25 protein-coding genes and 1 tRNA gene are annotated in these 23,253 nt (G+C 73.0%); 13 read left to right on the top strand and 13 right to left on the bottom strand.

Annotation, left to right across the window (positions count from 1 at the left end):
* Positions 1-26: 26 nt before the first annotated feature.
* From ADK52_RS15970 to ADK52_RS15955, 4 genes are read right to left on the bottom strand one after another with little or no spacing between them, the layout of a single operon-like run.
* The gene (locus ADK52_RS15970; protein WP_053690456.1) at positions 27-1,373 is read right to left on the bottom strand and encodes an AAA domain-containing protein; all 1,347 of its coding nucleotides are present in this window, start codon (positions 1,371-1,373) and stop codon (positions 27-29) included.
* A complete protein-coding gene (locus tag ADK52_RS15965) occupies positions 1,370-2,932 on the bottom strand; it encodes a hypothetical protein (RefSeq protein WP_053690455.1) in 1,563 nt (520 codons plus the stop codon). Before ADK52_RS15965 ends, ADK52_RS15970 begins: the two co-directional genes overlap by 4 nt.
* On the bottom strand, positions 2,920-4,065 hold the full coding sequence (locus ADK52_RS15960) for a hypothetical protein (RefSeq protein WP_234343834.1): 1,146 nt from the start codon (positions 4,063-4,065) through the stop codon (positions 2,920-2,922). Before ADK52_RS15960 ends, ADK52_RS15965 begins: the two co-directional genes overlap by 13 nt.
* Positions 4,004-4,873: a phosphatase PAP2 family protein gene (locus ADK52_RS15955; protein WP_053690478.1), complete on the bottom strand. Its 870-nt coding sequence runs from the start codon at positions 4,871-4,873 to the stop codon at positions 4,004-4,006. The genes ADK52_RS15960 and ADK52_RS15955 overlap by 62 nt, the downstream gene beginning before the upstream one ends.
* Positions 4,874-4,990: 117 nt before the next feature.
* Between ADK52_RS15955 and ADK52_RS15950 the strand changes: the two genes are divergently transcribed.
* Together ADK52_RS15950 and ADK52_RS15945 are read left to right on the top strand one after the other, a co-directional pair.
* The gene (locus tag ADK52_RS15950; RefSeq protein ID WP_030866362.1) at positions 4,991-5,587 is read left to right on the top strand and encodes a histidine phosphatase family protein; all 597 of its coding nucleotides are present in this window, start codon (positions 4,991-4,993) and stop codon (positions 5,585-5,587) included.
* A 78-nt stretch (positions 5,588-5,665) separates the two neighbouring features.
* Positions 5,666-6,007, top strand: coding sequence for a VOC family protein (locus tag ADK52_RS15945; RefSeq protein WP_053690453.1), 342 nt, complete (start codon positions 5,666-5,668; stop codon positions 6,005-6,007).
* A gap of 164 nt (positions 6,008-6,171) precedes the next feature.
* Here the strand turns inward: ADK52_RS15945 and ADK52_RS15940 are convergent, their stop codons facing one another.
* The gene (locus tag ADK52_RS15940) at positions 6,172-7,467 is read right to left on the bottom strand and encodes a hypothetical protein (RefSeq protein WP_053690452.1); all 1,296 of its coding nucleotides are present in this window, start codon (positions 7,465-7,467) and stop codon (positions 6,172-6,174) included.
* Between the two features lie 276 nt (positions 7,468-7,743).
* Between ADK52_RS15940 and ADK52_RS15935 the strand changes: the two genes are divergently transcribed.
* From ADK52_RS15935 to ADK52_RS15925, 3 genes are all read left to right on the top strand, one after another.
* Positions 7,744-8,184, top strand: a complete 441-nt coding sequence (locus ADK52_RS15935) for a hypothetical protein (protein WP_078988363.1) — start codon at positions 7,744-7,746, stop codon at positions 8,182-8,184.
* Between the two features lie 113 nt (positions 8,185-8,297).
* Complete coding sequence (locus tag ADK52_RS15930; protein ID WP_053690477.1) at positions 8,298-9,107, top strand: spermidine synthase; 810 nt, start codon at positions 8,298-8,300, stop codon at positions 9,105-9,107.
* A gap of 143 nt (positions 9,108-9,250) precedes the next feature.
* Positions 9,251-9,457, top strand: coding sequence for a cold-shock protein (locus ADK52_RS15925; protein ID WP_053690450.1), 207 nt, complete (start codon positions 9,251-9,253; stop codon positions 9,455-9,457).
* Positions 9,458-9,472: 15 nt separating this feature from the next.
* Here ADK52_RS15925 and ADK52_RS15920 read toward each other — a convergent pair whose 3' ends face one another.
* Positions 9,473-10,018, bottom strand: a complete 546-nt coding sequence (locus ADK52_RS15920) for a hypothetical protein (RefSeq protein WP_053690449.1) — start codon at positions 10,016-10,018, stop codon at positions 9,473-9,475.
* A 79-nt stretch (positions 10,019-10,097) separates the two neighbouring features.
* Between ADK52_RS15920 and ADK52_RS15915 the strand changes: the two genes are divergently transcribed.
* From ADK52_RS15915 to ADK52_RS15900, 4 genes are all read left to right on the top strand, one after another.
* Complete coding sequence (locus ADK52_RS15915; protein WP_078988356.1) at positions 10,098-10,787, top strand: response regulator transcription factor; 690 nt, start codon at positions 10,098-10,100, stop codon at positions 10,785-10,787.
* Positions 10,784-12,172: a sensor histidine kinase gene (locus ADK52_RS15910; protein WP_053690447.1), complete on the top strand. Its 1,389-nt coding sequence runs from the start codon at positions 10,784-10,786 to the stop codon at positions 12,170-12,172. The genes ADK52_RS15915 and ADK52_RS15910 overlap by 4 nt, the downstream gene beginning before the upstream one ends.
* Before the next feature lie 61 nt (positions 12,173-12,233).
* The gene (locus ADK52_RS15905; protein ID WP_053690446.1) at positions 12,234-12,908 is read left to right on the top strand and encodes an NADPH-dependent F420 reductase; all 675 of its coding nucleotides are present in this window, start codon (positions 12,234-12,236) and stop codon (positions 12,906-12,908) included.
* 116 nt (positions 12,909-13,024) lie between these two features.
* Positions 13,025-13,327: a DUF3303 family protein gene (locus ADK52_RS15900; protein WP_053690445.1), complete on the top strand. Its 303-nt coding sequence runs from the start codon at positions 13,025-13,027 to the stop codon at positions 13,325-13,327.
* An 81-nt stretch (positions 13,328-13,408) separates the two neighbouring features.
* On the opposite strand, the gene ADK52_RS15895 is transcribed toward ADK52_RS15900, so the two are convergent.
* The gene (locus ADK52_RS15895; protein ID WP_053690476.1) at positions 13,409-13,915 is read right to left on the bottom strand and encodes a MarR family winged helix-turn-helix transcriptional regulator; all 507 of its coding nucleotides are present in this window, start codon (positions 13,913-13,915) and stop codon (positions 13,409-13,411) included.
* Positions 13,916-14,064: 149 nt separating this feature from the next.
* Between ADK52_RS15895 and ADK52_RS15890 the strand changes: the two genes are divergently transcribed.
* On the top strand, positions 14,065-14,889 hold the full coding sequence (locus tag ADK52_RS15890) for an NAD(P)H-binding protein (RefSeq protein ID WP_053690444.1): 825 nt from the start codon (positions 14,065-14,067) through the stop codon (positions 14,887-14,889).
* A gap of 45 nt (positions 14,890-14,934) precedes the next feature.
* Positions 14,935-15,513: a hypothetical protein gene (locus ADK52_RS15885; protein WP_053690443.1), complete on the top strand. Its 579-nt coding sequence runs from the start codon at positions 14,935-14,937 to the stop codon at positions 15,511-15,513.
* A 217-nt stretch (positions 15,514-15,730) separates the two neighbouring features.
* On the opposite strand, the gene ADK52_RS15880 is transcribed toward ADK52_RS15885, so the two are convergent.
* From ADK52_RS15880 to ADK52_RS15860, 5 genes are all read right to left on the bottom strand, one after another.
* Positions 15,731-16,717, bottom strand: a complete 987-nt coding sequence (locus ADK52_RS15880) for a helix-turn-helix transcriptional regulator (RefSeq protein WP_053690442.1) — start codon at positions 16,715-16,717, stop codon at positions 15,731-15,733.
* A 131-nt stretch (positions 16,718-16,848) separates the two neighbouring features.
* Positions 16,849-16,921: transfer RNA gene (locus tag ADK52_RS15875), tRNA-His, on the bottom strand.
* A 106-nt stretch (positions 16,922-17,027) separates the two neighbouring features.
* The gene (gene orn / locus ADK52_RS15870) at positions 17,028-17,630 is read right to left on the bottom strand and encodes an oligoribonuclease (protein ID WP_053690441.1); all 603 of its coding nucleotides are present in this window, start codon (positions 17,628-17,630) and stop codon (positions 17,028-17,030) included.
* A gap of 92 nt (positions 17,631-17,722) precedes the next feature.
* Positions 17,723-18,895, bottom strand: a complete 1,173-nt coding sequence (locus tag ADK52_RS15865) for a helix-turn-helix domain-containing protein (RefSeq protein WP_053690440.1) — start codon at positions 18,893-18,895, stop codon at positions 17,723-17,725.
* Between the two features lie 374 nt (positions 18,896-19,269).
* On the bottom strand, positions 19,270-19,722 hold the full coding sequence (locus ADK52_RS15860) for a hypothetical protein (RefSeq protein WP_324615918.1): 453 nt from the start codon (positions 19,720-19,722) through the stop codon (positions 19,270-19,272).
* Positions 19,723-20,088: 366 nt separating this feature from the next.
* Here ADK52_RS15860 and ADK52_RS15855 point away from each other — a divergent pair, with 366 nt between their 5' ends.
* Both ADK52_RS15855 and ADK52_RS15850 read left to right on the top strand, forming a co-directional pair.
* On the top strand, positions 20,089-20,619 hold the full coding sequence (locus ADK52_RS15855) for a universal stress protein (protein WP_053690439.1): 531 nt from the start codon (positions 20,089-20,091) through the stop codon (positions 20,617-20,619).
* A gap of 99 nt (positions 20,620-20,718) precedes the next feature.
* Entirely contained in the window at positions 20,719-21,288 is a 570-nt protein-coding gene (locus ADK52_RS15850; RefSeq protein WP_053690438.1) for a GPR1/FUN34/YaaH family transporter, read from the top strand.
* A gap of 96 nt (positions 21,289-21,384) precedes the next feature.
* On the opposite strand, the gene glmS is transcribed toward ADK52_RS15850, so the two are convergent.
* The gene (glmS, locus tag ADK52_RS15845) at positions 21,385-23,202 is read right to left on the bottom strand and encodes a glutamine--fructose-6-phosphate transaminase (isomerizing) (protein ID WP_053690437.1); all 1,818 of its coding nucleotides are present in this window, start codon (positions 23,200-23,202) and stop codon (positions 21,385-21,387) included.
* Positions 23,203-23,253: the final 51 nt, after the last annotated feature.

Below are 23,253 nucleotides of genomic sequence, written 5' to 3'. Positions count from 1 at the left end.
GTCATGCCGCCGCCGGCCGGGCGGCCTCAGGGCTTCCAGGGGACCCGGTGTTCCGCGAGGTGGGCCAGCACCGAGTGGTTGGCCTCCCAGCCGTCCGGGAACTTCACCGTCACGCCCAACTGGACCGGCTCCGTGGAGGGGTGGTCGTCCAGCAGTTCCGCTATCCCCGCCCGGGCCACCACCACGCAGGCGTGCCGGTGCCGCGAGGCCAGCACGCACAGGCGGCCCGTCTCCAGGTGGAACGCCGTCGCGTCCGGGCGGCCCGACAGCGGGTGCAGCACCACCGTGAGGTCGTACTCCCGCCCCTGGAGGCGGTTCGCGGTGTCCACCGTGACCCCGGTGACGCCCAGGTCCGCGAGGGCGGCGCGGACCGCCGCCGCCTGGTCCCGGTGCGCCGTGCCGACCGCGATCCGGTCGGCGGTCAGCGGGGCCGGGACCTCGGACTGCTCGTCCGCCGTCACCGCCCCCCGGTCCAGCGCCCGGCGGACCACCAGGGCCACCGCCCGCACGGCCTCCGGGTCGGTGCGCGGGGTGTGCCGCGCGGGCAGCTCCAGCAGGCCCCAGCCCGACTCGGCCGCCTCGTCCAGCACCCGGTCCGGGCCCGAGCCGTCGCCCGGGACCCCGTACGACAGCCGCCGCTCGCCCGGGCCCGTACCGCTGCGGAACTGCGTGTACGGGTAGAACGCCCGCGAGACCAGCGGCGCGGCCGAAGCCGGGAGCCGCCAGGACACCGGCAGCCGGTGCTGCGGAAGGTGCGGGTTGTGCGCGAGGAGGGTGCTGACGGCGCTCGCCGAAGGGTCGTACGACAGCCCGGCCCACTGCTCGGCGCCGACCACGCTGAACGGGTCCAGCTGCCCCGGGTCGCCCACGAACAGCGCCCGGTCGAACAGCCCGGCCACGGCCAGCAGCGCGTCCGAGCGCATCTGGTACGCCTCGTCGACGATGGCGTGCTCCCAGGGCTCCGCGTCCTTCACGTACGCCCACTTCGCGGCCGTCGAGATGGTGATCGGCAGCTCGGCCAGGTCCCCCGGCTTCGCCGAGAGGGTGACCGAGGGGAGCTCGCGCAGTGCCGGATCGTACGCGTCGCCGTCGCTGCTGTGCAGCCGGCCGACCTTCAGCTCCGGGTCCTTGTCGGCGAGCCGCAGCACCAGGTCGTCGACCTGCGCGTTGGTCTGCGCGACCACCATCAGCCGGCGCCCGGCCGCGGCCAGCTCCCGGGCGGCCCTCACCACCAGCGTGGACTTGCCGGCCCCGGGCGGGGAGTCGACGACCACGCCGCGCTCGCTCCCGTGCAGGGTGTCGCGCAGGATGGCGGCGGTCGCTTCGGCGGCGGCCGTACCCGGATCGAATCCCCGGTTGGATGCGGTGCTCACAGGATGTCCTCATCGGTCACGGCGTCGGGCAGCGGAGCGGCGGTCGCGGATCCCGGCGGGCCGCCGTGGGTCCACGGGGTCCGCTCCGGGTCCGGCAGCTTCGGGCCGCCGCGCGCGTCGTGCTCGAACAGCGTCCAGCAGACCCGGTCGCCCTTCTCCGGCACGGAGCCGGGCTCCGGCTCCCGGCCGCGGCCCATCTTGTCCAGCAGCCGCAGCACGAGCCGCCCGTCCTCCTCGAAGCGGACGAACTGCGCCGCCTGCGGGCGGCCCTCCAGCGAGCGGAACACCTTGCCGCCGCCCTCCGCGAGCTGCGGACGGTCCTCCGTGGCCATCGTCACCAGCGGGCGCGGACTCGGCCGCTTCGACTCCGTCCACTCCATCACGACCTCGGTGACCTCGCCCGCGAAGGCCTCGCCCGACAGCCGCCGGCCCGCCATCACCAGCGGATCGTCCAGCGCCTCCTGGGCGTCGAGCCGCACCTGCTCGGTCTCCCTCGTCGCCAGCTTCTGCGCCGCCGTCACCGCGTCGTCGCGGCGCGGCTGCGGGGGTTCGCCCGCCCGGATCCGGTCCCGGTGGCCGGTGTACGACCAGCGGTCGCGGGTCCAGCGCTCCTCGGCCCGCTCCCCGGCCGGCAGCGCGCGCAGCAGCTCCAGCGACCGCCACACCGCCCGCCAGGTGGGCCGCATCTGCTCCGCGACGAGCTCCCGGACGGCCGCCTCGGCCCGGTCCACCGCCTTCGGGTCGTCCCCGGCGCGCGCCGTGTCGTAGCGGGCCATCGCCGGGGCCAGCAGCTTGTTGTCGAAGGCCGGGTCGGTGGCGGGTCCGGCGGGCGGCACCAGCAGCTGCCCGTCCCGGTCGCGGCCCAGTTCGGCCCGCAGGGCGGCCTCGGCGCCCGATTCCCCCTCCGGCGGGGCTATCCACGACAGCAGGGCGCCCAGGTGCTGGTCCTCCAGATTGCTCTGGCCGGTGGCCCAGTGCCGCCCGAGCAGCTCCGTCGCCGACAGCAGCATCGAGGCCCCCGGGACCCGGGAGCGCTCGCCGAGGTGCGTGAACCAGCGGCCCAGCAGCGGCACCCGGGTGGGCGCCGGATACGGGTTCTCCGGGTCCTCCTCGGCCGTCCGCCGGAACCGCATCGACCGCCCCAGCAGCCGTACGTACTCGATACCGGCCCGGCTCGGCACGATCAGCTGCGGCGCGTCCAGGCAGAGCTCGGCGGCGACCTTGCTCTTCGCGCCCGTGTCCGGGTCGGTCTCGGTCCGCTCCACGTACTCGACGTCGTCCGCGTACCCGTCCACGTACGGCAGGACCACGTCGGCCAGGTCCGCCAGGAAGGCCCAGCGCAGGTCCCGGTCGCGCGGCTGCGGCACCACGAGCAGCCGCGGCTCCTCGGGGTCCGTGCCGACCAGCGCGCCGAGCGGGGCCCCCGCCTCGCCCGCCGTCGTCAGGGGTACGAGGACCAGCGGGCGCCCGCTGAGATGCCGGTGCCGTACGGTCGCCAGCGGCCGGGCCCGGCCCGCCCGGACGGCCTCCAGGCGTGCGAGGGTGTTCAGCAGGGACATGCGGCCGCCTCCAGTGCCTCGGCGCGCAGCCGGGCCGCGTGGTGCAGGGAGGCCGCCGTCGGGTCGTCGGGGCGGCCGGAGCCGGCGGCGGCTGCGAGGGCCTCCTCGACGGTGGTGAGGGCGCCGAGCTCCCCCCGTACGGAACGGCCCAGCGCGGTCACCGCGTCGGCGGCGCGGGCCCGCTCCCGGCAGTGGAAGGCCAGCTCGCAGGCGGCCAGGCATTCGGGGGCGTACGCGGCGGTGACGGCCGCGACCGCCTCGGTCAGCTCCTCGGCGGGGCGCGCCGGGTCGAAGCTGATCCCCTCGGGCAGGGCGGCGGCCAGCTCCTCGACCCGGGTCAGCCGCTCCAGCTGGCGGCGGGTCACGGCCCGCTCGCGGCGGATGTCGACGGGCGCGGCGGCGGGCAGGTTGGAGAAGTCCTTGGGGCAGACGAGCAGCGCGGTGTGCCCGACCACCGCGGAGGCCAGCTTCCCGGCGGTCTTCTCCAGGGCCAGGACGTACACGGCGGCCTGCCGGGCGGCGGCGCCCACCTTCGCGGCGTCGGCCGCTCCGTCGATCATCGGGAACGACTTGATCTCCACGACGGTCCAGCGGCCGTCGGGATGCACCACGACGGCGTCCGGCTCCAGATAGGCGGGGGAGCCCGCCACCTCCAGGGCCAGCATCGGGTGGTCCAGCAGGGTCCACGCACCGGAGGCGACCCCGGCGGCGGTCGCCTCGCGCAGCGCGAGCGCGGTGCGGGCGGCGCGGCCCTCGGGCCCGGCGGCGGTCAGGTCGGGGACGCGGGCACCCGGGCCGGGGGGCTCGGCGCCGGCGCCGAGGTGCTCGTGCACGAGCCGCAGGAGCTCGGCGCCGCCGTCGCCCTTGACCCGGGCCTCGAAGGAGTTCCCGCGGACGATCGCGAACTGCGACTGGCCGAAGGGGGCGGGCGAGCCGAGGGCCGCGGCGAGGGCGGTCTTGTCCACGCCCGCGCCGTCGAGCAGGGCTCGTCTGCCGCATCCGGGGTTGGCGGCGAGCGCCGCCAACGCGCGGGCGTCGAGCGGGCGGGGCGGCACGGCGGGGCCGCGCAGGTCAGCGAGCCGCTGCCGCAGTGTCTTCGTCGGAGGCGGGCCGCTGGGCGGGTAGGAGCTCACGGGCGGAAGTGTCCCATCCGCCACTGACAATCGGGGCGGTACCGCGGAAACCGGCTGCTCGGGCTCCCGCCTGCGCTCCCGGCCGGTTCGCTCGCGCGGACAGCCGGCGCGCGATCGCGTACCCGGCGGCCATCACGGCGGCGCCGGCGACCGCGTCCAGGAAGTAGTGGTTGGCGGTGCCCATGACCACGAGCACGGTGACGGCGGGATAGGCGATGCCGAGCCCGCGCAGCAGCGGGTGGCGCCCGTGCCGCCACAGCAGGACCCCGCACCACAGGGCCCAGCCGACGTGCAGGCTCGGCATGGCCGCGTACTGGTTGGTCAGGCCCCCGAGCCCGCGCGGCGCGCTGGCCTCGGCGCCCCACCAGCCGTACGCGCTGTACTGGGCCATCGTGTCGGTGAACCCCTGCGCGGCGTCCAGCAGCCGGGGCGGGCAGGTGGGCATCAGGGTGAAGCCGACGAGCCCGAGGAGGGTGGAGACGACGAGCCACGTACGGGCGCTGCGGTAGTGCCGCGGCCGGCGCAGGTACAGCCAGACCAGCACGGCCGGGGTGACGAGGTAGTGCAGGGAGGCGTAGACGAAGTCGGCGGGTATCCCGAGCAGCCCCTGCTGCGAGAACAGCCGGTTGAGCGGCCGTTCGAAGTCGAGCCCCAGCAGTTCCTCGGTCCGCAGGATCGAGAGTCCGTGGCCGACGGCGAGGTGCACGTCGCCCCTGGCGAGGAGTCTGCCACCGGTGTACGCGCCGTAGACGAGCCCCAGGAGCAGCAGTTCGGCCCACCACCGGGTGGGCTTCTGCCGATCAGTCATACGCGGTAGGACGCTTGTGCGACGGAGTGGGTTGCCTGGTGTTCATGTGATGGATGATGGATGGACGACGCAATCGCCCGAAGTCGTACGAACCACTACTTACCGGGAGAGTTCCCCATGGCCCCCCGCATCCTCCTGGCCCGGCACGGCCAGACGGCGTGGTCCCAGCTCGGCAAGCACACCGGACGCACGGACGTGCCCATGCTGGAGGAGGGCAGGCGCGGCGCGAAGCTGCTCGGCGAGCGGCTGGCCCGCGCCCCCTGGAACGGCCTGCCCGGTGTGGAGGTCCGCACCAGCCCGCTGGTCCGCGCGAGCGAGAGCTGCGACCTTGCGGGCTTCGGCGCCCAGGCGGACCCGTGGGACGCGCTGATGGAGTGGGACTACGGGGACTACGAGGGCATGACCCCGGCGGAGATCCAGGCGGTCCGCCCGGGCTGGCTGATCTGGCGCGACGGGGTCCCGGGCGGCGAGTCCGTGGCCGACGTCGCGGCCCGCGCCGACGAGGTCGTCGCCTGGGCCCGCTCGGCGGAGCGCGACGTGCTGGTCTTCGCCCACGGGCACATCCTGCGCACCCTGGCCGCCCGCTGGCTCGGCCTGGAGGCCTCCTTCGGCGCCCGCATCCGGCTGGAGCCCACCTCCCTCTCGGTCCTGGGGTGGGCGTACGGGGCCCCCGCCCTGGAGCGCTGGAACGACACGGGCCACCTGGACCTCTGACCGAGGACGCTCCTCGGTCGTGAACTCCCTTGCGGAGGAGGCCGGTTGGGCGATCGGAGCGGATGCGGGGATGGGGCCATGACGATCGATTCCGTGGTGATCCGGCGGCGCGTCCCCGACCTCGACGCGGCCCGGGCGTTCTACGAGAAACTGACCGGAGAGCCGGCGAACCGGTTCGCTTTCGCCGGTCTGGATCTGGCGGCCGTCGGCCCCTTCCTCCTCTTCACCGGACCGGACGCGGTCGCCGAGCGGTTCGCGGGGGTGTCGGCGACCCTGGGCGTGGCGGACCTGGACGCGGCCGTCGCGCAGGCCGGGGCGGCCGGTGCCGAGCTCGTCGCCGCGGCCGCCGAAACGCCGAACGGGCGGCGGGCCGTGCTCCGGCACCCGGACGGCGGGGTCTACGAGTACGTCGGCGGCTGAGCGCGTCGGCCGGGCGGCCGGGCGGCCGATCGGGTGGCCGGCCGATCGGGTGGCCGCGCGGCGGAGGTGACCGCCCGGCCGGGGTGGTCGGACGGTCGGGGCAGTCGGTAGCCGGGGCAACCGGGGTAGCCGGGGTAGCCGGGGTAGCCGGGGCGGTCGCGCGGTCAGACCGTCGCGTGGCGGGTCAGGAAGGCCGCGACCCGGGGGCTGCGCTGGTGCGGGACCAGGGCGCGGGCCGTGCCCGAGAGCATCGACTGGATCCGGGTGGACTGGACCTCGGTGAGCAGGTCCAGGACCCGTCCGCCCGCCCAGGCCGCCTCGTCCGGGGCGCCCGCGCGGGCCAGGTCGTCGGCCAGCTCGGCCGTGTAGAGGGCCACGTTCCGGGCGAAGTGCGGATCCTGGAGGTCCGCCGCGCGGCGGGCGTGCCGGGCCGCGCGGGCATACTCCCCGAGGGCCGCCCAGCACCGCGACTCCAGCGACTCCAGTTCGGCCTCGCCGAAGAAGGACATCCACTCCGGGTCCGCTGCCGCCGTGCCGCGGGAGAACTCCGTGTGCGCCCGGGTCAGCGCCTCTTCGCAGGCCTTGCGGTCGGCCAGTCCCGCCCAGCCGCCCGCCTCGCGCAGCGCGAGCAGCGACAGCAGCCGCGGGGAACCGAGGGAGCGGGCGGCGCGGCGGCCCGCCTGGGCCGCCCGTACGGACTCCCGGGGCCGGCCGCAGTCCCGGGCCAGGAAGGCCATGTTGCTGAAGGCGTGCGCCTCCAGGCCCGCGTCCCCCGAGACCCGGGCCGTGGCGAGGGCCTCCGCGTAGTGCGAGCGGGCGTCGTCGAAGCGGCCGGAGTCGTGCGCCAGCCAGCCCACGGAGATGGCCAGTTCGCCGGCGCCCGCGTGCAGCCGGTCCTCGGTGGACTGCCGGGAGGCCCCCGCGTCCAGCAGCGCGTAGGCGGTGCGCAGGGGTTCGGCGGCCTTGCGGTACAGGGCGTCGGCCCCGTGCCGGTCGTCCAGCAGCCGGATCTGGCGCACGGCCTCCTCGACCGCGGCGGCCTCGGACTCACCGGCCCGGGTGGGCGGCCGGCGGGTGTCCCCGAGCAGCGTGAAGCCGATCGTGGCGGCCGCCACGGTCGCGGAACCGCCCGCCATGAACGCGCGACGCAGCACGTCGCTCTCCTTGTGGGTGAAAGGGGCGGAGCGCTGCGCGGACCGGCCGCGGACCGCCTCGCGCGGGGAGAAGCCCAGATCGGCCAGGGTCCGGCCGGGGAACATGTGCAGGAAGACCCGCTCGTAGGCGTAATTGGGGCAGCGGATCTCGCCGGACTCGACCCGGCCGATGTAGCGGGCGTCGCAGGAAACCGTTTCTCCGATCTCCTTCGCGGCCCGGCGCACCATGGCCGCGAACTCGGCCGGGGAGTGCCGGCCGCGCAGCCGCCGGAACGTCTGATTGGGTGAGTGGGGGAACGCCGCCATGGACGTGGCCTCTCTGGCAAGGGACGCACCGCCGGTTCCGCGGGATGGAGCCGGGTCCGGCGCGCATGAACGTACCGCCAGAGGCGGGCGGTTGATGCGGTGTTTGGCTACAAAAGGGATATCTCACCCGCGATCCGCCATGAAGTGCCATCCTTTGCAGCGTCTTGCCACCGCACCCGTTGACGTTTTCGCGCGTTGAGCCCCGTGCGGGGTGTGAGCTGACTCCCGCCCCGCTCGTACGCGGATCGAGGAGGGGTTCCCTTGGTGGAGGGCGGCATGGAGAGCACTGGAATGAACACCGCGCCCGCGTCTTCGGGCGCGACCCCCGTCCCGGCCGCGACTGCCGTGGCGGTCGCTCCGGTAGAGGCGCCGGACCTGGTGACCGTGCCCACCCGGCAGGGCCTGGAGGCCGTGGACATCATCCGCCGCGCCGCCGGCCTGCCCGGCGGGGTCGGCCCGGTGCTGCACGACGGCTCCGGCGACACCCTCGGCTTCCTCGTCCCGCCCGGCACCGCCGACGCCTGGGACATGCCGGGCAGCGCCTGCACCCAGACCAACGGACGCGGGATGCGCTTCGGCGACGTCTCGCCCACCGCCGGGGACACCGGCTGGCTGCTCCCCCCGGAGGCCGTCGGTCCGGTCACCGACCCGGAGGTGCTGCGCGCCGCGCTCGGCGAGGCCGCCCGCCTGATCGAGGCGGCGGACAACTGCCGCTGACCGGCGACAATGGGGTGGTGGCAGGCAAGGGCAGCAAGGGCAGCGGCAGCGGCAAGCAGCGCGGGCGCGCGAGCGCGAGCGGGAGCGCGGGCTCCGAGGCGGTCGTCGGGCAGGTGGACGGCGGCACGGCGGAGCTGGCTCCGGACCGGGAGCGCGCCCGGGCCTGGACGCTGCTCATCGACGGAGCCCCGCAGTCGCATGTGGACCTGGGAGATCCGGGGTACCTCGACTTCGCGTACCAGCGCCGGATCGGCCACCTCATCGACCTCGTGGCGCCCGCCCGGCAGCCCCTGAACGTGGTCCACCTGGGCGGCGGCGCCTTCACCCTTGCGCGCTACACGGCCGCCGCCCGGCCCCGCTCGACCCAGCAGGTCGTGGAGATCGACGCCGCCCTGGTGGCCTTCGTACGGGAACACCTGCCGCTGGACCCGCAGGCGCGGGTCCGGGTCCGGGCGGTGGACGCGCGGGCGGGCCTGGCCAAGGTTCCGGACGGCTGGGCCGACCTGGTGATCGCGGACGTGTTCAGCGGCGCGCGCACCCCGGCGCACCTGACGAGCGCCGAGTTCCTGGACGACGTACGGCGGGCCCTCGCTCCGGGCGGCTGGTACGTGGCCAACCTCGCGGACGGTCCGCCGCTCGCGCACCTCAAGGGGCAGATCGCGACGGCCGCGTCGCGCTTCGAGCACCTGGCGCTGGCCGCAGACCCGGTGGTGTGGCGGGGGAAACGGTTCGGCAACGCGGTGCTGGTGGCCGCCGACCGGGAGCTGCCGGTCGCCGAGTTCACCCGCCGGGTCGCGAGCGACCCGCATCCCGGCCGGGTGGAGCAGGGGCGGGCCCTCGCCGATTTCGCGGGCGGCGCGTCCCCCGTCGCGGACGCCTCGGCGGTGGCCTCGCCGGAGCCCCCGCCCTCGGTCTTCCGCTGAGGGACCGAGGGGAACGCGACCCGTCGCGACACGCCCTCGTACGGATGACCTTGCGCTCCGAACACCCCGCGGGCGGGTATGTCTGCGAGTCGAGCGCCCCGCCGGGGCGAGCGGACATCAGCAGGCAGCAGGGAGACACGGACATGGCCAACGGCACCGTCAAGTGGTTCAACGCCGAGAAGGGTTTCGGGTTCATCGCGCCCGAGGACGGCAGCGCGGACGTCTTCGCCCACTACAGCGAGATCCAGGGGACCGGCTTCAAGGAGCTCCAGGAGAACCAGCGGGTCCAGTACGACGTCAGCAGGGGTGCGAAGGGTCCGCAGGCGACGAACATCACCGTCATGGCCTGATCCGCAGGCCGCACTCTAGCCCTCGTACGTCTCCACCATCGGCGGGTGGTCGTTCCAGGTGCAGAAGACCGACATCTCCCGGCCCGCCTTCGTGAAGGTGACCCGGATCCAGTACGGCTGCTTCCACACCTGCATCTGCCAGCCGGCGTCCGGCGTCGCCGAGACCAGCTCGGCCGAGGACGTACCGAGGTCGAAGACCACCCGGCCACCCGTGACCGGATAGGCCTTCACGTTGCCCTGGTCCCCGCCGTCGCCCCGCTGCTCGTCCTGGCGCGGGCTCGGCGGGGCCGCCTTCTGCGGGGGCTGCGCGGGGGAGGCGCCGGTGGAGGGCGAAGCCGAGGGGGAGGCGGCGGACGGGGACGGCGCGTCCGAGGGCGGCGGCGTCGAGGGCGCCGCCGCGCGGTGCGTCGAGGAGGACAGCGGCTGCGTGGTGAGCGGCACCGCCAGCGGCGGATCGTAGGCCGTTCCGGACATGACCGTGTGCACGCCCCACCAGGACAGCGTCACCGCCGCCCCGGTCGCCAGCGTCCAGGCGAGTGCGTGAACAAGTCCTCGGTGCATCAGGGCACATACTGCACCACCCGTCCGGGAGGCGGCCCGACACCCCGGCGGGTCCCCCGAATGGACTACGGTGCGGGCCATGGCAAGTGTGCTCGTGGTCGAGGACGACCAGTTCGTACGTTCCGCCCTGATCCGGCACCTGACCGAGGCCTCGCACACCGTGCGGAGCGTCGGTACGGCCCTGGAGGCGCTGCGCGAGGTCGCCCACCACCGGTTCGACGTGGTCATCCTCGACCTCGGGCTGCCCGACCTCGACGGGTCGGAGGCGCTGAAGATGCTGCGCGGCATCACCGACGTACCGGTGATCATCGCCACCGCGCGCGACGACGAGGCCGAGATCGTCCGGCTCCTCAACGACGGCGCCGACGACTACCTGACCAAGCCCTTCTCCGTGGAACACCTCTCCGCCCGGATGTCCGCCGTGCTGCGCCGCGCCCGCGCGGCCGCCGGCGCCGAGCCGCCCTCGCGCGTGCTGCGGGTGGGCGGGCTGTCCATCGATCCGCTGCGGCGCCAGGCCGAGCTGGACGGGGCCGTACTCGACCTCACGCGGCGGGAGTTCGACCTGCTGGCCTTCCTCGCCGGGCGGCCCGGGGTGGTGGTGGCCCGGCGCGAGCTGCTCGCCGAGGTCTGGCAGCAGTCGTACGGGGACGACCAGACGATCGACGTGCACCTGTCCTGGCTGCGCCGCAAACTGGGCGAAACGGCCGCGCGGCCGCGGTACCTGCACACCCTGCGGGGGGTCGGCGTCAAGCTGGAGCCGCCGCAGTGAGATGGGCGCTGGTCAAGGTGTGCCTCGCGGTCACGGCCATGGTGGTCGTGGCCTTCGCCGTACCGCTCGGGCTCGTCGTCCAGGAGATGGCCAGGGACCGGGCCTTCTCCAACGCCGAGCGGCAGGCCGCCACGATCGGGCCGACCCTGTCCATCACCACCGACCCGGGGCAGCTGCGCAAGGCCGTCGAGTCCACGCAGATGGGCGCGGCCCGGCGGATGGCGGTCCACGTGCCCGCGATCGGCGGCAGCGAGCCGGTGGAGATCGGCACCACGCGGGCCGGGGCGCACGCCGTGGAGGAGACCCGGCGGATGGGGCGGGCCATGACGGCCCGGCTGTCCGGGGGCGGTTCGGCGCTGCTCCAGCCGACCGCCCTGGGCTCGGGGGACATCGCCGTCGTGGAGGTCTTCGTACCGGAGAGCGAGGTCAGCAACGGCGTCGCGACGGCCTGGGTGGTCCTCGCGGGCGTCGGACTGGCGCTGATCGTGGGCTCGGTGGCGGTCGCCGACCGGCTCGGCGCCCGGCTGGTGCGGCCGGCCGAGCGGCTCGCGGACGCCGCGCACCAGCTGGGCGAGGGCCGGCTGGGGGCGCGGGTGCCGGAGGACGGGCCGAAGGAACTCCGCTCGGCGGCGGTCGCGTTCAACTCGATGGCGGACCAGGTGGTGGAACTCCTCGCCAACGAGCGGGAGCTGGCCGCCGACCTCTCGCACCGGCTGCGGACGCCGCTGACGGTGCTGCGGCTCAACGCGGCCTCGCTCGGGGACGGGCCGGCGGCGGAGCAGACGCGGGCGGCGGTGGAGCAGCTGGAACGGGAGGTCGACACGATCATCCGTACCGCTCGTGAACAGCGCGCGCCGGCGGCCGCGGCGGGCGGCGGGGCGGGGGCGGGCTGCGACGCCTCGGAGGTGATCCGCGACCGGATGGCCTTCTGGTCGGCGCTGGCGGAGGACGAGGGCCGCGAGGTGCGGCTCGCGGGCGTGGACCGTACCGTACGGCTCCCGGTCGCCCGGCCGGAGCTCGCGGCCGCGCTCGACGCCCTGCTCGGCAACGTGTTCCGGCACACCCCGGAGGGCACCCCGTTCGCGGTGGACGTCCACGACGCGGGGGACGCGGTGATCGTGCTCGTCTCGGACGCGGGCCCCGGGATCGCCGATCCGGACGCGGCGCTGCGGCGCGGCAACGACGGCGGGCGGGACGGTTCGACGGGGCTCGGGCTGGACATCGTGCGCCGGGTCGCGGAATCGACGGGCGGCGACGTGCGGATCGGGCGGTCGATGCTCGGAGGGACCGAGGTCAGGGTGTGGATCGCCCTGGACGACCGGGCGCGGGGCGGGTCGGGCGGCGTACGGTCGCGCCGGGTGAGCCGGCGCAAGCGGCGCGGCTGACGCGTACCGTACGGGGTTGTTGGTCGTCCTTCGTCCCTTCCCCAACGGAATGGAACCGGTCATGCGCTACGCAGTCCTCGGCACCGGCATCGTCGGCCGTACGGTGGCCGCCCGCCTCCTCTCGCTCGGGCACGAGGTGGTCATCGGCACCCGGGACCCCGGGGCCACCCTCGCCCGTACCGAGTACGCCGAATGGCAGGAGGCCCACCCGCAGGCCGGCCTCGCCCCGTTCCCCGATGCCGCCCGGCAGGGGGACGTCCTGGTCAACGCCACCGGCGGGCAGGTCAGCGTCGCCGCCCTGACGGAGGCGGACGCCGCGCACCTGGAGGGGAAGGTGCTGATCGACATCGCCAACCCGCTGGACTTCTCGCGGGGGTTCCCGCCCACCCTCGATCCGGTGAACGACGACAGCCTGGGCGAACTGCTCCAGCGGACGTTCCCGGGGCTGCGGGTGGTCAAGACGCTGAACACGATGAACTGCCGGGTCATGGTCGAGCCGGCGCGGGTGCCGGGCGAGCACACCGTGTTCCTGTCGGGAGAGGACGCCGACGCCAAGAAGTCCGTACGCGAACTGCTGTACTCCTTCGGCTGGCCGGAGGGGAGCGTCCTCGACCTCGGCGGCATCGAGACGGCCCGGGGGACGGAGATGCTCCTGCCCATCTGGCTCCGCATGATGGGCGCCCTCGGGCACACGGACTTCAACTTCCACATCCAGGGCGGGACGGCGGGCGACTGAGCTCTTCCCGGGGCGGGCGGGGGCGGGGCGGCACCGGAGCCCGGCCCGGATGGGCGAGGAGATGTTGCCGGTCCGGGTGGACCCGCCGAGTGTGGGCCTGACGGAAGGAGTCAGGCATGAGAGTCATGCTCCGGGCCCATATCGACACACCGGCCGGCAATGAGGCCATCAAGACCGGCGCCATGCCCCAGGCCATGAAGAAGCTCATGGACAAGATCAAGCCGGAGGCCGCGTACTTCGGTCCCTCCGAGGGCGTGCGGACCTGCTGGATGGTCTTCGACATGCAGGACAGCGCGGATATGCCGCCGCTGCTCGAAGGCTTGTTCGCCGAGCTGAACGCCGAGATCGAGATCAGCCCGGTGATGAACGCGGACGACCTGGCGAAGGGGTTGTCGCAGTTGGAGAGCGCGCGGCGCTGAGCACGCGTACGCGCCCTTAACCGCTCGGCGGCCGCCACGTGTGCGGCCGCCGACGGCGCTTCGTGGGGCCGGCGCCGGAGCTCAGCCGCCGGAGTTCAGGCGCCGGGCCTGGGCCCTGCCGACCTCGGCGGCGCGGTGCAGGTAGTCGGCGATGACGGCGAGTTCGGAGTCGGAGTAGCTCTCCAGGACGGCGCCGAAGGCCCGGCCGGGGGTGTCCCAGGCCTCGCCGATCCGCTGGCGGGCCTCGGGGGCGAGGGCGACGAGGGAGCGGCGCCGGTCGTGCGGGTCGGCGAGGCGTTCGACGATCCCGGCCTTGACCAGCCGGTCGACGAGGCGGGTGGCGGAGCCGGAGGTCAGGCCGGTGAGGCGGGCGATGTCCCCGGTGCTGACGGGGCCCGGTTCCATGTCGAGGAGCCCGACGCACTGCATGTCGGTGGGGTGCAGGCCGACGTGGTCGGCCATCGCCTGGGCGAAGAGCGAGTAGTCGGCGTAGTGCCGCTGGCTCTCTGTGACGATGCGTGCGAGCAGCTCGGCGCGGCTCCACTCATCGCGGGCGCCGTCACTCGAACGAGGGGAATCGGTTGACATCGGCTTCTCCATGCCTGAAATTTATCTGTGTGACGCAGAATATTTATCGTGCAGAATCTGTGCCACGTATCAATCCTAGCGTGGGCGCCGTACCCGTGCTTACGAACACGAACACGACCACGAAGACGCACAGGAAGCAGGAACCCGCCATGTCGATCCTCGTCACCGGTACCCGCGGCTCCGTCGCCCGCGGCCTCGTCTCCCTCCTCGCCGCCCGCGGCATTCCCCACCGCCTCGCCTCCCGCGAGCCGGACACACCAGACACCGTCCGCTGCGATCTCAGCGATCCCGCGACCTTCCCGGGCGCCCTGGCCGGAGTCCGGTCCGTCTTCCTCTACGCCGAGGCCTCCGCCATCGACGCCTTCGTCAAGGAGGCGGTCACCGCCGGAGTCGAGCACGTCGTGCTCCTGTCCTCCTCCTCGGTGCTCGCCCCCGGCGCCGCCGACAGCCCGCTGGCCGCCTCTCATCTCGCCGTCGAAGAGGCCCTGCTGGCCTCCCCGCTGCGCACCACCCTGCTGCGCCCCGGCTCCTTCGCGAGCAATGCCCTGGGCTGGGCCTGGTCGCTGAAGTCCGGCCGCCCGGTGCACCTGCCGTACCCGGGCGCGTACTGCGACCCGGTCCATGAGACCGACCTCGCCGAGGCCGCGTTCGCCGTCCTCACCGACCCGGCCCTCGCCGGCCGCGCGTACCACCTGACGGGGCCGCAGCCGCTGACGTTCGCGACCCAACTCGCGATACTCGGCGGGGTCCTGGGAACCCCGATACCGTTCGAGTCCGTCACCGCCGAGCAGTGGAAGGCCGAGGTCGACGGGTACATATCCGGCCCGTACGCCGACGCGCTCCTCGACTACTGGGCTGCCAGTGACGGGCTCCCGGTCGAGATCACCGACGCCGTCGAGCACCTCACCGGCCACCCGGCCCGCACGTTCGAAGTCTGGGCCCGTGACCACGCGGAGGATTTCCGCACCCCCTAGGGTGTCGGGATGCAGAGCGGTATAGCGGGGAGTCAGGAAGGGGCCGTGGCCGTGCGGCCGCGGCGGACGGCGAACACACTGTTCTGGGCCGCGTTGATTCCCACGGCGGCCACGGTGGGCGGCTTCGTCAGCCAGTACCCCTACGGCATGTTGTGGGTCGGAGTCCTGATCGTTCTCGCCGCCGCGGCAGCGGGTCCGATCGTGGCGGGCTCGGCCTGGAAGAGGGCGGGCGCCGCGACCCTGGTGGGCTTCGCCGTGTTCGCGCTGGGGCTGTTCGCCGGGTCCAACCTCAACGAGACGTACCTCAAGCAGCTCGGCGAGAGCACGGGCGCGGTGGTCGTGGAGGCGGGGGAGCGGGTCAACGTCAAGGGCGACGTACGGCACTTCTGCCGGGTCCTCGACGACGAGGGGAGCCGCGCGGAGCTGGGGGACATCCAGAACTGCCACGGCCAGTTCGCGACGGGACGGCGCGTCGTCCTCTTCAAGGACCGGCTGGGCGGCCTGGACCCGTGGGTCGAGGCCACGGACAACCGCGCCGTCGATCCCGTCGGCCTGGGCATCACCGCCGGCCTCTACGCCCTGACCGCCGCAACCCTCCTCTACGCGGGCCAACGCCGCCGCTAGGGCTGTGACCGGAAAGGTTCACCGCCTCACGATGCCCAGTACGGCACCTCGTCCCCCAGCTACCGCTGGGTGGTGTCCCCAGCGTTGTCGGACCGCGCGAGTACGTCCAGTACGAGCCGCGGACCTCCGCCTCGCGATGCACCGCACCGGACGTCGCGAACCGGCAAACCTTTCCGGCCACAGCACTAGCCGGAGGTGGCGTGGGCGACGCGTGCGGTTACAGCCAGCCGCGCTGGGCTGCCTTGAGGCCGGCTTCGAACCGGCTCGTGGCGTGCAGGCGTTCCATCAGGCCGGCCATCTGGCGGCGTACGGTGCGCAGCGAGACGCCCAGGCGCTTGCCGGCGGCCTCGTCCGTCAGCCCGGAAGCCAGCAGTTTCAGCAGCTCCCGCTCGCCGGCGGTGATGCCGTCCTGCGCCGGCTGCTTGAGGTCGGCGCCGAGCGGTACCGCGGTCTCCCAGGTCTGCTCGAACAGCGTGATCAGCGAGGCGACGATGCCGGGCGCCGTCGTGCACAGCGCGCCGAGCCGGGAGTTGGCCGGGTCGATCGGGACGATGGCGGTCGTCCGGTCGAAGACCAGCAGCCGCGGCGGCAGCATCGGGCTCGTGCGCACCTGGCCGCCGCGCTCGGTGGTCCACTGGGCGTAGCCCAGCGTGGCCGGGTCGTTGCGGGCGCTGTCCTGGTAGACGGCCCGGAGTTCGACGCCCTGGGCCATGGCCCGTTCGTCCAGCGGGCGTGATGCGTCGAGGCTGGCCTGCGACTGGGCCCCGCCCGGGATGATCGCGAGGCATTCCTCGGAGAGGTCCTGGGTGAGGACCTCAAGTCGGCTCTGGATGGCGTCGATCCCCACGAGCCGCTCGGTGCCGTCGGTCTCCGTGTTCGGCCGCAGGTCGGCGTACTCGGCGATGGCCTGCGCGGCCGCCGCCTTGCTCGCGGCGAGCTGCTGCTGGCGCCGCGCCAGGTCCTCCTCCTGGCGGCGCAGGATCAGTTCCAGACCCACCTCGGGGCTGACGGCGCGCAGCCCGCCCGAGCTCTCGCGCGAGGAGGTCAGGAGGTTCAGGTCGACGAGCCGGTCCAGCGCGTCCCGTACGCGGGCCTCCGGGAGGGCGAGGCGGGTGCCCAGTTCGACCAGCCCTCCCGACGGATCCGCCAGCATGCCCCGGTACACGGACTCCACGTCCCCATCGAGTCCCAACGCTTCCAGCATGCGCAGCCCCCCAGCTGTTTCGTGCAGACGGCCAGGTCAGGCCGTCTTCAAACGATCTTAAAGGGGCGCTCAGATGTGAGGAAAACGCAGAGGGCCCCGGTCCGCTTCCGCGGATCGGGGCCCTCTCGCAGGGTGAGTGACGGGACTTGAACCCGCGGCCACCTGGACCACAACCAGGTGCTCTACCAGCTGAGCTACACCCACCATGTCCGGTCGGAAAACCGACCGGCCGAAGAAAAGGGTACAGGGTCCGGAAGGGTGCTCGCGCCCCCCTTTCCCCCGCCCCGTCTCCGGAGGCTCCCGCCGGGTCCTATTCGGCGGACAGGGTGTGCTTGGCGGCGATCGCCCGGGCGGTGTCCGAGTCGGGCCCGGGCTGCGGGACGAAGACCGCCTCCCGGTAGTAGCGCAGCTCGGCGATGGAGTCCTTGATGTCCGCGAGTGCCCGATGGTTGCCGTTCTTCGGCGGACTGTTGAAATACGCCCGCGGGTACCAGCGGCGCGCCAGCTCCTTGACCGAGGACACGTCCACGATCCGGTAGTGCAGGTGGCTCTCCAGCGCGGGCATGTCGCGCAGCAGGAATCCGCGGTCGGTACCGACCGAGTTTCCGCAGAGCGGCGCCTTGCGGGGCTCCTTCACGTGCTCCCGTACGTATGCCAGGACCTGTGCCTCGGCGTCCGCGAGGGTGATCCCGCCGGCCAGCTCGTCGAGCAATCCGGAGGCGGTGTGCATCTCGCGCACCACGTCGGGCATGGTCTCCAGGGCCGCGTCCGGCGGGCGGATCACGAGGTCCACGCCTTCGCCGAGCACGTTGAGCTCCGAGTCGGTGACCAGTGCGGCCACCTCGATAAGTGCGTCGTCCGTCAACGAGAGCCCGGTCATCTCGCAGTCGATCCACACCATGCGATCGTTCATGCGGCCCAGCTTATGCGGATTACGCGGAAGGTCCCCCGCTTCGGTGGTGACCGATGCGGGGGACCTCCGTCAGGCAGTGCCCGTGGCGGGAGCTACGCGTGCTCGCGCAGGACCCGGTTCGGGGCGTACAGCTCGGTCACCGTCGGGCCGGCCGCGGCCAGGGCCGCCGCCGCCCGCTGGGGCTGCGGGGTGCGCTGGTGCGGCACCGGGCCCCCCGACATCTCCGTGACCTGGGACACCTCGGCCTGCGGCCGGCGCGCCCGGTAGGCCGAGCGGTAGGCGGCCGGGGAGGACCCCAGCTGCCGCCGGAAGTGCCCGCGCAGGGCGACCGGCGAGCGGAACCCGCAGCGCCCGGCGACCTCGTCGACCGAGTAGTCGGAGGTCTCCAGCAGCCGCTGGGCCTGGAGCACCCGCTGGGTGATCAGCCACTGGAGCGGCGCGCTGCCGGTCAGCGAGCGGAACCGGCGGTCGAACGTGCGCCGGCTCATGTACGCGCGGGCCGCGAGCGTCTCCACGTCGAACTGCTCGTGGAGGTGCTCCAGGGCCCAGGCGACGACCTCGGCCAGCGGGTCTGCGCCGATCTCCTCCGGCAGCGACCGGTCGAGATAGCGCTCCTGGCCACCCGTGCGGCGCGGCGGGACGACGAGCCGGCGGGCCAGTGCCCCGGCCGCCTCGCTGCCGTGGTCCGTGCGCACGATGTGCAGGCACAGATCGATTCCGGCCGCGGTGCCCGCGGACGTGAGCACGTCACCGTCGTCGACGAACAGCTCGCGCGGATCGACATGGACGGACGGGTACCGCTTGGCCAGCGTCGGCGCGTACATCCAGTGCGTCGTGGCGGGCCGGCCGTCCAGCAGACCGGCGGCGGCGAGCACGAAGGCCCCCGTGCACAGTCCGACGATCCGGGCGCCCTCCTCGTGCGCCAGACGCAGTGCGTCGAGCGCCTCCGGAGGCGGCGGTGAAGTGATCGAGCGCCAGGCCGGAACGACGACCGTGCCTGCCCGGGCGATCGCCTCCAGCCCGTACGGCGCGGTGAGCTCGAGTCCGCCGGTGGTCCGCAGCGGACCGTCCTCCCCGGCGCAGACGAGCAGTCGATAGCGTGGAACTCCCGCGTCCTGCCGGTCGATGCCGAACACGGAAAGTGGAATGGAGCTCTCGAAGATCGGGCCGCCGCTGAACAGCAGCACCGCGACGATCTCCCTGCGGCGACGCCCCGCGAGCTTCCTGCCGGCGTCCGCGACGACGGCGGTGGAATCCTGGCTCATGGCTAAGCCCCCCTTGGGTGTCGCGACTCCTTGGTCTGGTCGCACCTGCACGTTTCCCCTCGGCCTTGCACGTGGATCCCCCGCCGTAAATACATGATCGAATCTACTGCGTCCCGTGGTGTCGGCGTGACAAGTTCAGCACGCAGCGCTATGTCGACTTGGCAACTTGGCGAAAAGCATTCGATCAGGAAGCCTTCCACTCCGCTACCGGAGTGGGAAGCGCGCCCTCCGGCCATGGCCAGTACCCGTAGGGTCTCGGAGCCCCCTCGCCGCTGTCGTCGCTGGTGGTAGGGGGGTTGAGGGGGCATTCCGGCAAGACCGGCACTGTTCCGGGAAGTTGGCTGAAAACGTGCGGGTGTGGGTGTACGAATCAGTCAGTCCTCGGGGGAGATTCCACCGGACGTGTGACAGCCGCGGCTCCCGGACCCGCTCCCGGCGCGCGAATGCCGGCGGCGCCGGCCTGGCGGCAGCCGGTCCTCCGCCGGAACCAGGGCGGCCCGCTCCGCCTTCTCCGAGTAGCGCAGCATCGCCCGGCACACCGCCGTGACCGCGACCAGCCCGAGGGTCGCGACGGCGGCCCCGCCGAAGGAGGTTCCGTACACGACGAGCACCACGGGAACGAGCAGGCAGCTGAAGGCGGCCCAACGGACCACGTCACCCGCGGGGTCGTCATGGGGGCGTCTCGCCGAGCGCACGGACGGGTGAAGGCGAGCGGGCGTGAAGTAGGGCGTCGTGCCGGCGTGCCGGGCGGACCGGGCGGACCGGGCGGACCGGGCGGAGCGGGTCGGCTGAGCGGGCTGGACGGGGTGGACCGGATGGCCGGGCACGGCGTGCTCCCTGCGGGCTCTTCCTGGACGGTCGGACGCCTGTCCAACGGCGCGCGGCCGGGCTCGGTCACTGCGCGCACGGGTGGCGCGCGCGTGGCTGGTGCGGCAACTCGTCACTGGCTGTAGGGGACAGCGGCCATTGCCAAGGAGCCCTCGCTCCGGCATGCTCCCTGGGACGCTCTCCAAGGGCGGCATGCCCTGTGCAGGATAGGAGTGTCGCCGTACCCTGGTGGGTAAGGGCTTGGGAAGATGCTTCCCGGACAGAGCTCCGTCACCCAGAGTCGTCGTTTTTTCAATCGTCGCATCCGCTCATAGCCGCCACGCCGCCTTGTCCCTTCCCCCGAGGACCTCTTCGCCGAGACATCCATGGCCGGTCACGAACTCCCCGAACCCGCGGACCGCAAGCGCAAACCGCTCGCCGACCACACGTCGAGCGACCTGCGCGCGGCGGAACAGACACGTCATCCCTGCGACCCGGCCTTCCGGCACGGGGTCGTGGTGGGGTTCGACGGCTCCACGTCCAGTGAGCGCGCCTTGGCGTACGCGATCGGGATGGCCCGCCGCTCCGGATCCGGCCTGATCATCGTGCACGTGGCCAACCGGCTGCCCACCACCGTGTGGGCCGGCTGCGAGCCGCCCGTCTTCGTGGACGTGCCGGACCACCGCACCGAGGTGCTGGGGCTGGAGCTCGCCTGCGCGGACTACCTCGCCGAGGTGCCGTGGATCCTGGTGGAGCGGGGCGGGGACATCTGCCACGAGCTGGAGGAAGTCGGCCGGGAGTACTCGGCGGACGCCATCGTGGTGGGCTCGACGCACGGCATCGTGGGCCGGATCTTCGGCTCCGTGGCGGGTCGGCTGGCCAAGCGCGCACAGCGACCGGTTGTTGTCATTCCGTAACCCGCTGTATGTCGGTCGTGCGGTTGTGAACCCCCATGTAAAGGGTAGATAAATGCTGCTGGGACGCAGCAAACAACTGCAGATCGAAGGGAGCCCGCCGTGGACAATGGTGTCTCTGCGGGAAGCACGGCCTCGACTTCGACCCTCGGGAACATAGCCCTGGGTCTCACCCTTCTCGCATTCGGTATCGGCCACACCGCGATCGTCAGCGGCGTGTCCGTCGCCAACTCCGTGTCACTCGCGACCTACGTCGGCGGTCTCGCCCTGTTCGTCCTCGGAGTCCTCGAATTCCGCGGCGGCAACGGCTTCAACGGCACCGCGTTCGCGGGCCTCGGCGCCTTCTGGTTCACCTGGGCGTCGGGAGCGGACGGAAAGGTTTCGGCACATGCGGCCGGACTGTTCCTGGTCCTCTTCGCCCTGCTCGCGCTGACCCTCACCATGAGCGCCGCGAGCGGACTGTTCGGCCAGGGCGCGTACGCCCTGCTCACCCTCTCCCTGCTGCTCCTCGCGGTCGGTTCCTTCGCCGACAGCGGCGGGCTCGGCAAGGTCGCCGGCTGGGTGGCCGCGCTCTCCGGGCTGATGTTCTGGTACGGCGCCACCGCGGCGCTGGCCCACTGGCCCACCGCACTGGGCAAGTCCTCCGGCCGCGGCGCGGTCGCCGCGAGCTGAGGCGGGTACGGAAGCGGACGTTCGGAAGCGGACGCAAGGGAACGGCCCCCGGGGAATCCCCGGGGGCCGTTCCGCTCGCCTGGTGGGCAGGTGTGACTACTCGACCGTGACGGACTTCGCCAGGTTGCGCGGCTTGTCGATGTCCCGGCCCAGGGCCAGGGCCGTGTGGTACGCCAGCAGCTGGAGCGGGATGCCCATCAGGATCGGGTCCAGCTCGTCCTCGTTCTTGGGCACGAGGATCGTGTGGTCGGCCTTCTCCTGCTCGCGGTGGGCTACCGCGAGGATCCGGCCGCTGCGGGCCTTGATCTCCTCCAGCGCCGCGCGGTTCTTCTCCAGCAGGTCGTCGTCCGGGACGATCGCGACCGTCGGCATCGCCGGCTCGATGAGCGCGAGCGGGCCGTGCTTGAGCTCGGAGGCCGGGTAGGCCTCGGCGTGGATGTAGGAGATCTCCTTGAGCTTGAGGGAGGCCTCCAGGGCCACCGGGTAGCCGCGGACCCGGCCGATGAACATCATCGACTTGGCCTCGGCGTACTCGGCCGCCAGCTTCTTGATGTCCTCTTCGCCTTCGAGGATCTCCTGGATCTGCGCGGGCAGCTTGCGCAGGCCCTCGATGATCCGCTTGCCGTCGGTGACCGACAGGTCCCGGATCCGGCCCAGGTGCACGGCGAGCAGCGCGAAGGCCACGACCGTGTTGGTGAAGCACTTGGTGGAGACGACGCAGACCTCGGGGCCGGCGTGCACGTACACGCCGCCGTCGGCCTCGCGGGCGATCGCGGAGCCCACCACGTTGACGACACCGAGGACGCGGGCGCCCTTGCGCTTGAGCTCCTGCACGGCGGCCAGCACGTCGTACGTCTCACCGGACTGGGAGACCGCGATGTAGAGGGTGTCGGGGTCCACGACCGGGTTGCGGTAGCGGAACTCGGAGGCCGGCTCGGCGTCCGCGGGGATGCGGGCCATGCTCTCGATGAGGCCGGCGCCGATCAGGCCCGCGTGGTACGAGGTGCCGCAGCCCAGGATCTTGACCCGGCGGATGCCGCGCGCCTCGCGCGGGTCCAGGTTCAGGCCGCCCAGGTGCACGGTGTTGAAGCGGTCGTCGATCCGGCCGCGCAGCACGCGGTCGACCGCGTCGGGCTGCTCGGAGATCTCCTTGTGCATGTACGTGTCGTGGCCGCCCATGTCGTACGAGGCGGCCTCCCACTCCACGGTCTCCGGCGTGGCCGTGGTGGTGGCGCCGCCGGTGGTGTAGGTGCGGAAGTCGTCGGCCTTGAGGGTGGCCATCTCGCCGTCGTTGAGGGTGACGACCTGGCGGGTGTGGGCGACGAGCGCGGCCACGTCGGAGGCGACGAGCATCTCCTTCTCGCCGATGCCGAGGATCACCGGGGAGCCGTTGCGGGCCACGACGATGCGGTCGGCGAAGTCGGCGTGCATGACGGCGATGCCGTACGTGCCCTCGATCGCCTTGACGGCCTCGCGGACCTTCTCCTCGAGGGTGTCGGCCTGGGAGCGCGCGATCAGGTGGACGATGACCTCGGTGTCGGTCTCCGAGACGAAGACGACCCCCTCGGACTCCAGCTTGGCGCGGAGCTCGGCGGCGTTGTCGACGATGCCGTTGTGGACGACGGCGACCTTGTTCTCGGCGTCGAGGTGCGGGTGCGAGTTGATGTCGCTCGGCGCGCCGTGGGTGGCCCAGCGGGTGTGGGCGATGCCGGTGGTGCCCGCGAAGCGCTTGGGCACCCGGGACTCCAGCTCGCGGACGCGGCCCTTGGCCTTGACCACCTTGAGCGCGGGGGACTTCGGGTTGTTGACGACGATGCCCGCGGAGTCGTACCCGCGGTACTCCAGTCGCTGCAGGCCTTCCAGCAGCAGCGGTGCCACGTCACGCTTGCCGATGTATCCCACGATTCCGCACATAAAGTCTTGCCCCTCCTGAAGTTCGGTTGCCCTTGCCGCTGTTGTCGCCGC

It is taken from the genome of Streptomyces sp. WM6372 (assembly GCF_001279655.1).
Taxonomy (GTDB): domain Bacteria; phylum Actinomycetota; class Actinomycetes; order Streptomycetales; family Streptomycetaceae; genus Streptomyces.
The sequence above is the reverse complement of the archived record's forward strand: the minus strand, read 5'-3'. Positions and strand labels throughout refer to the sequence as shown.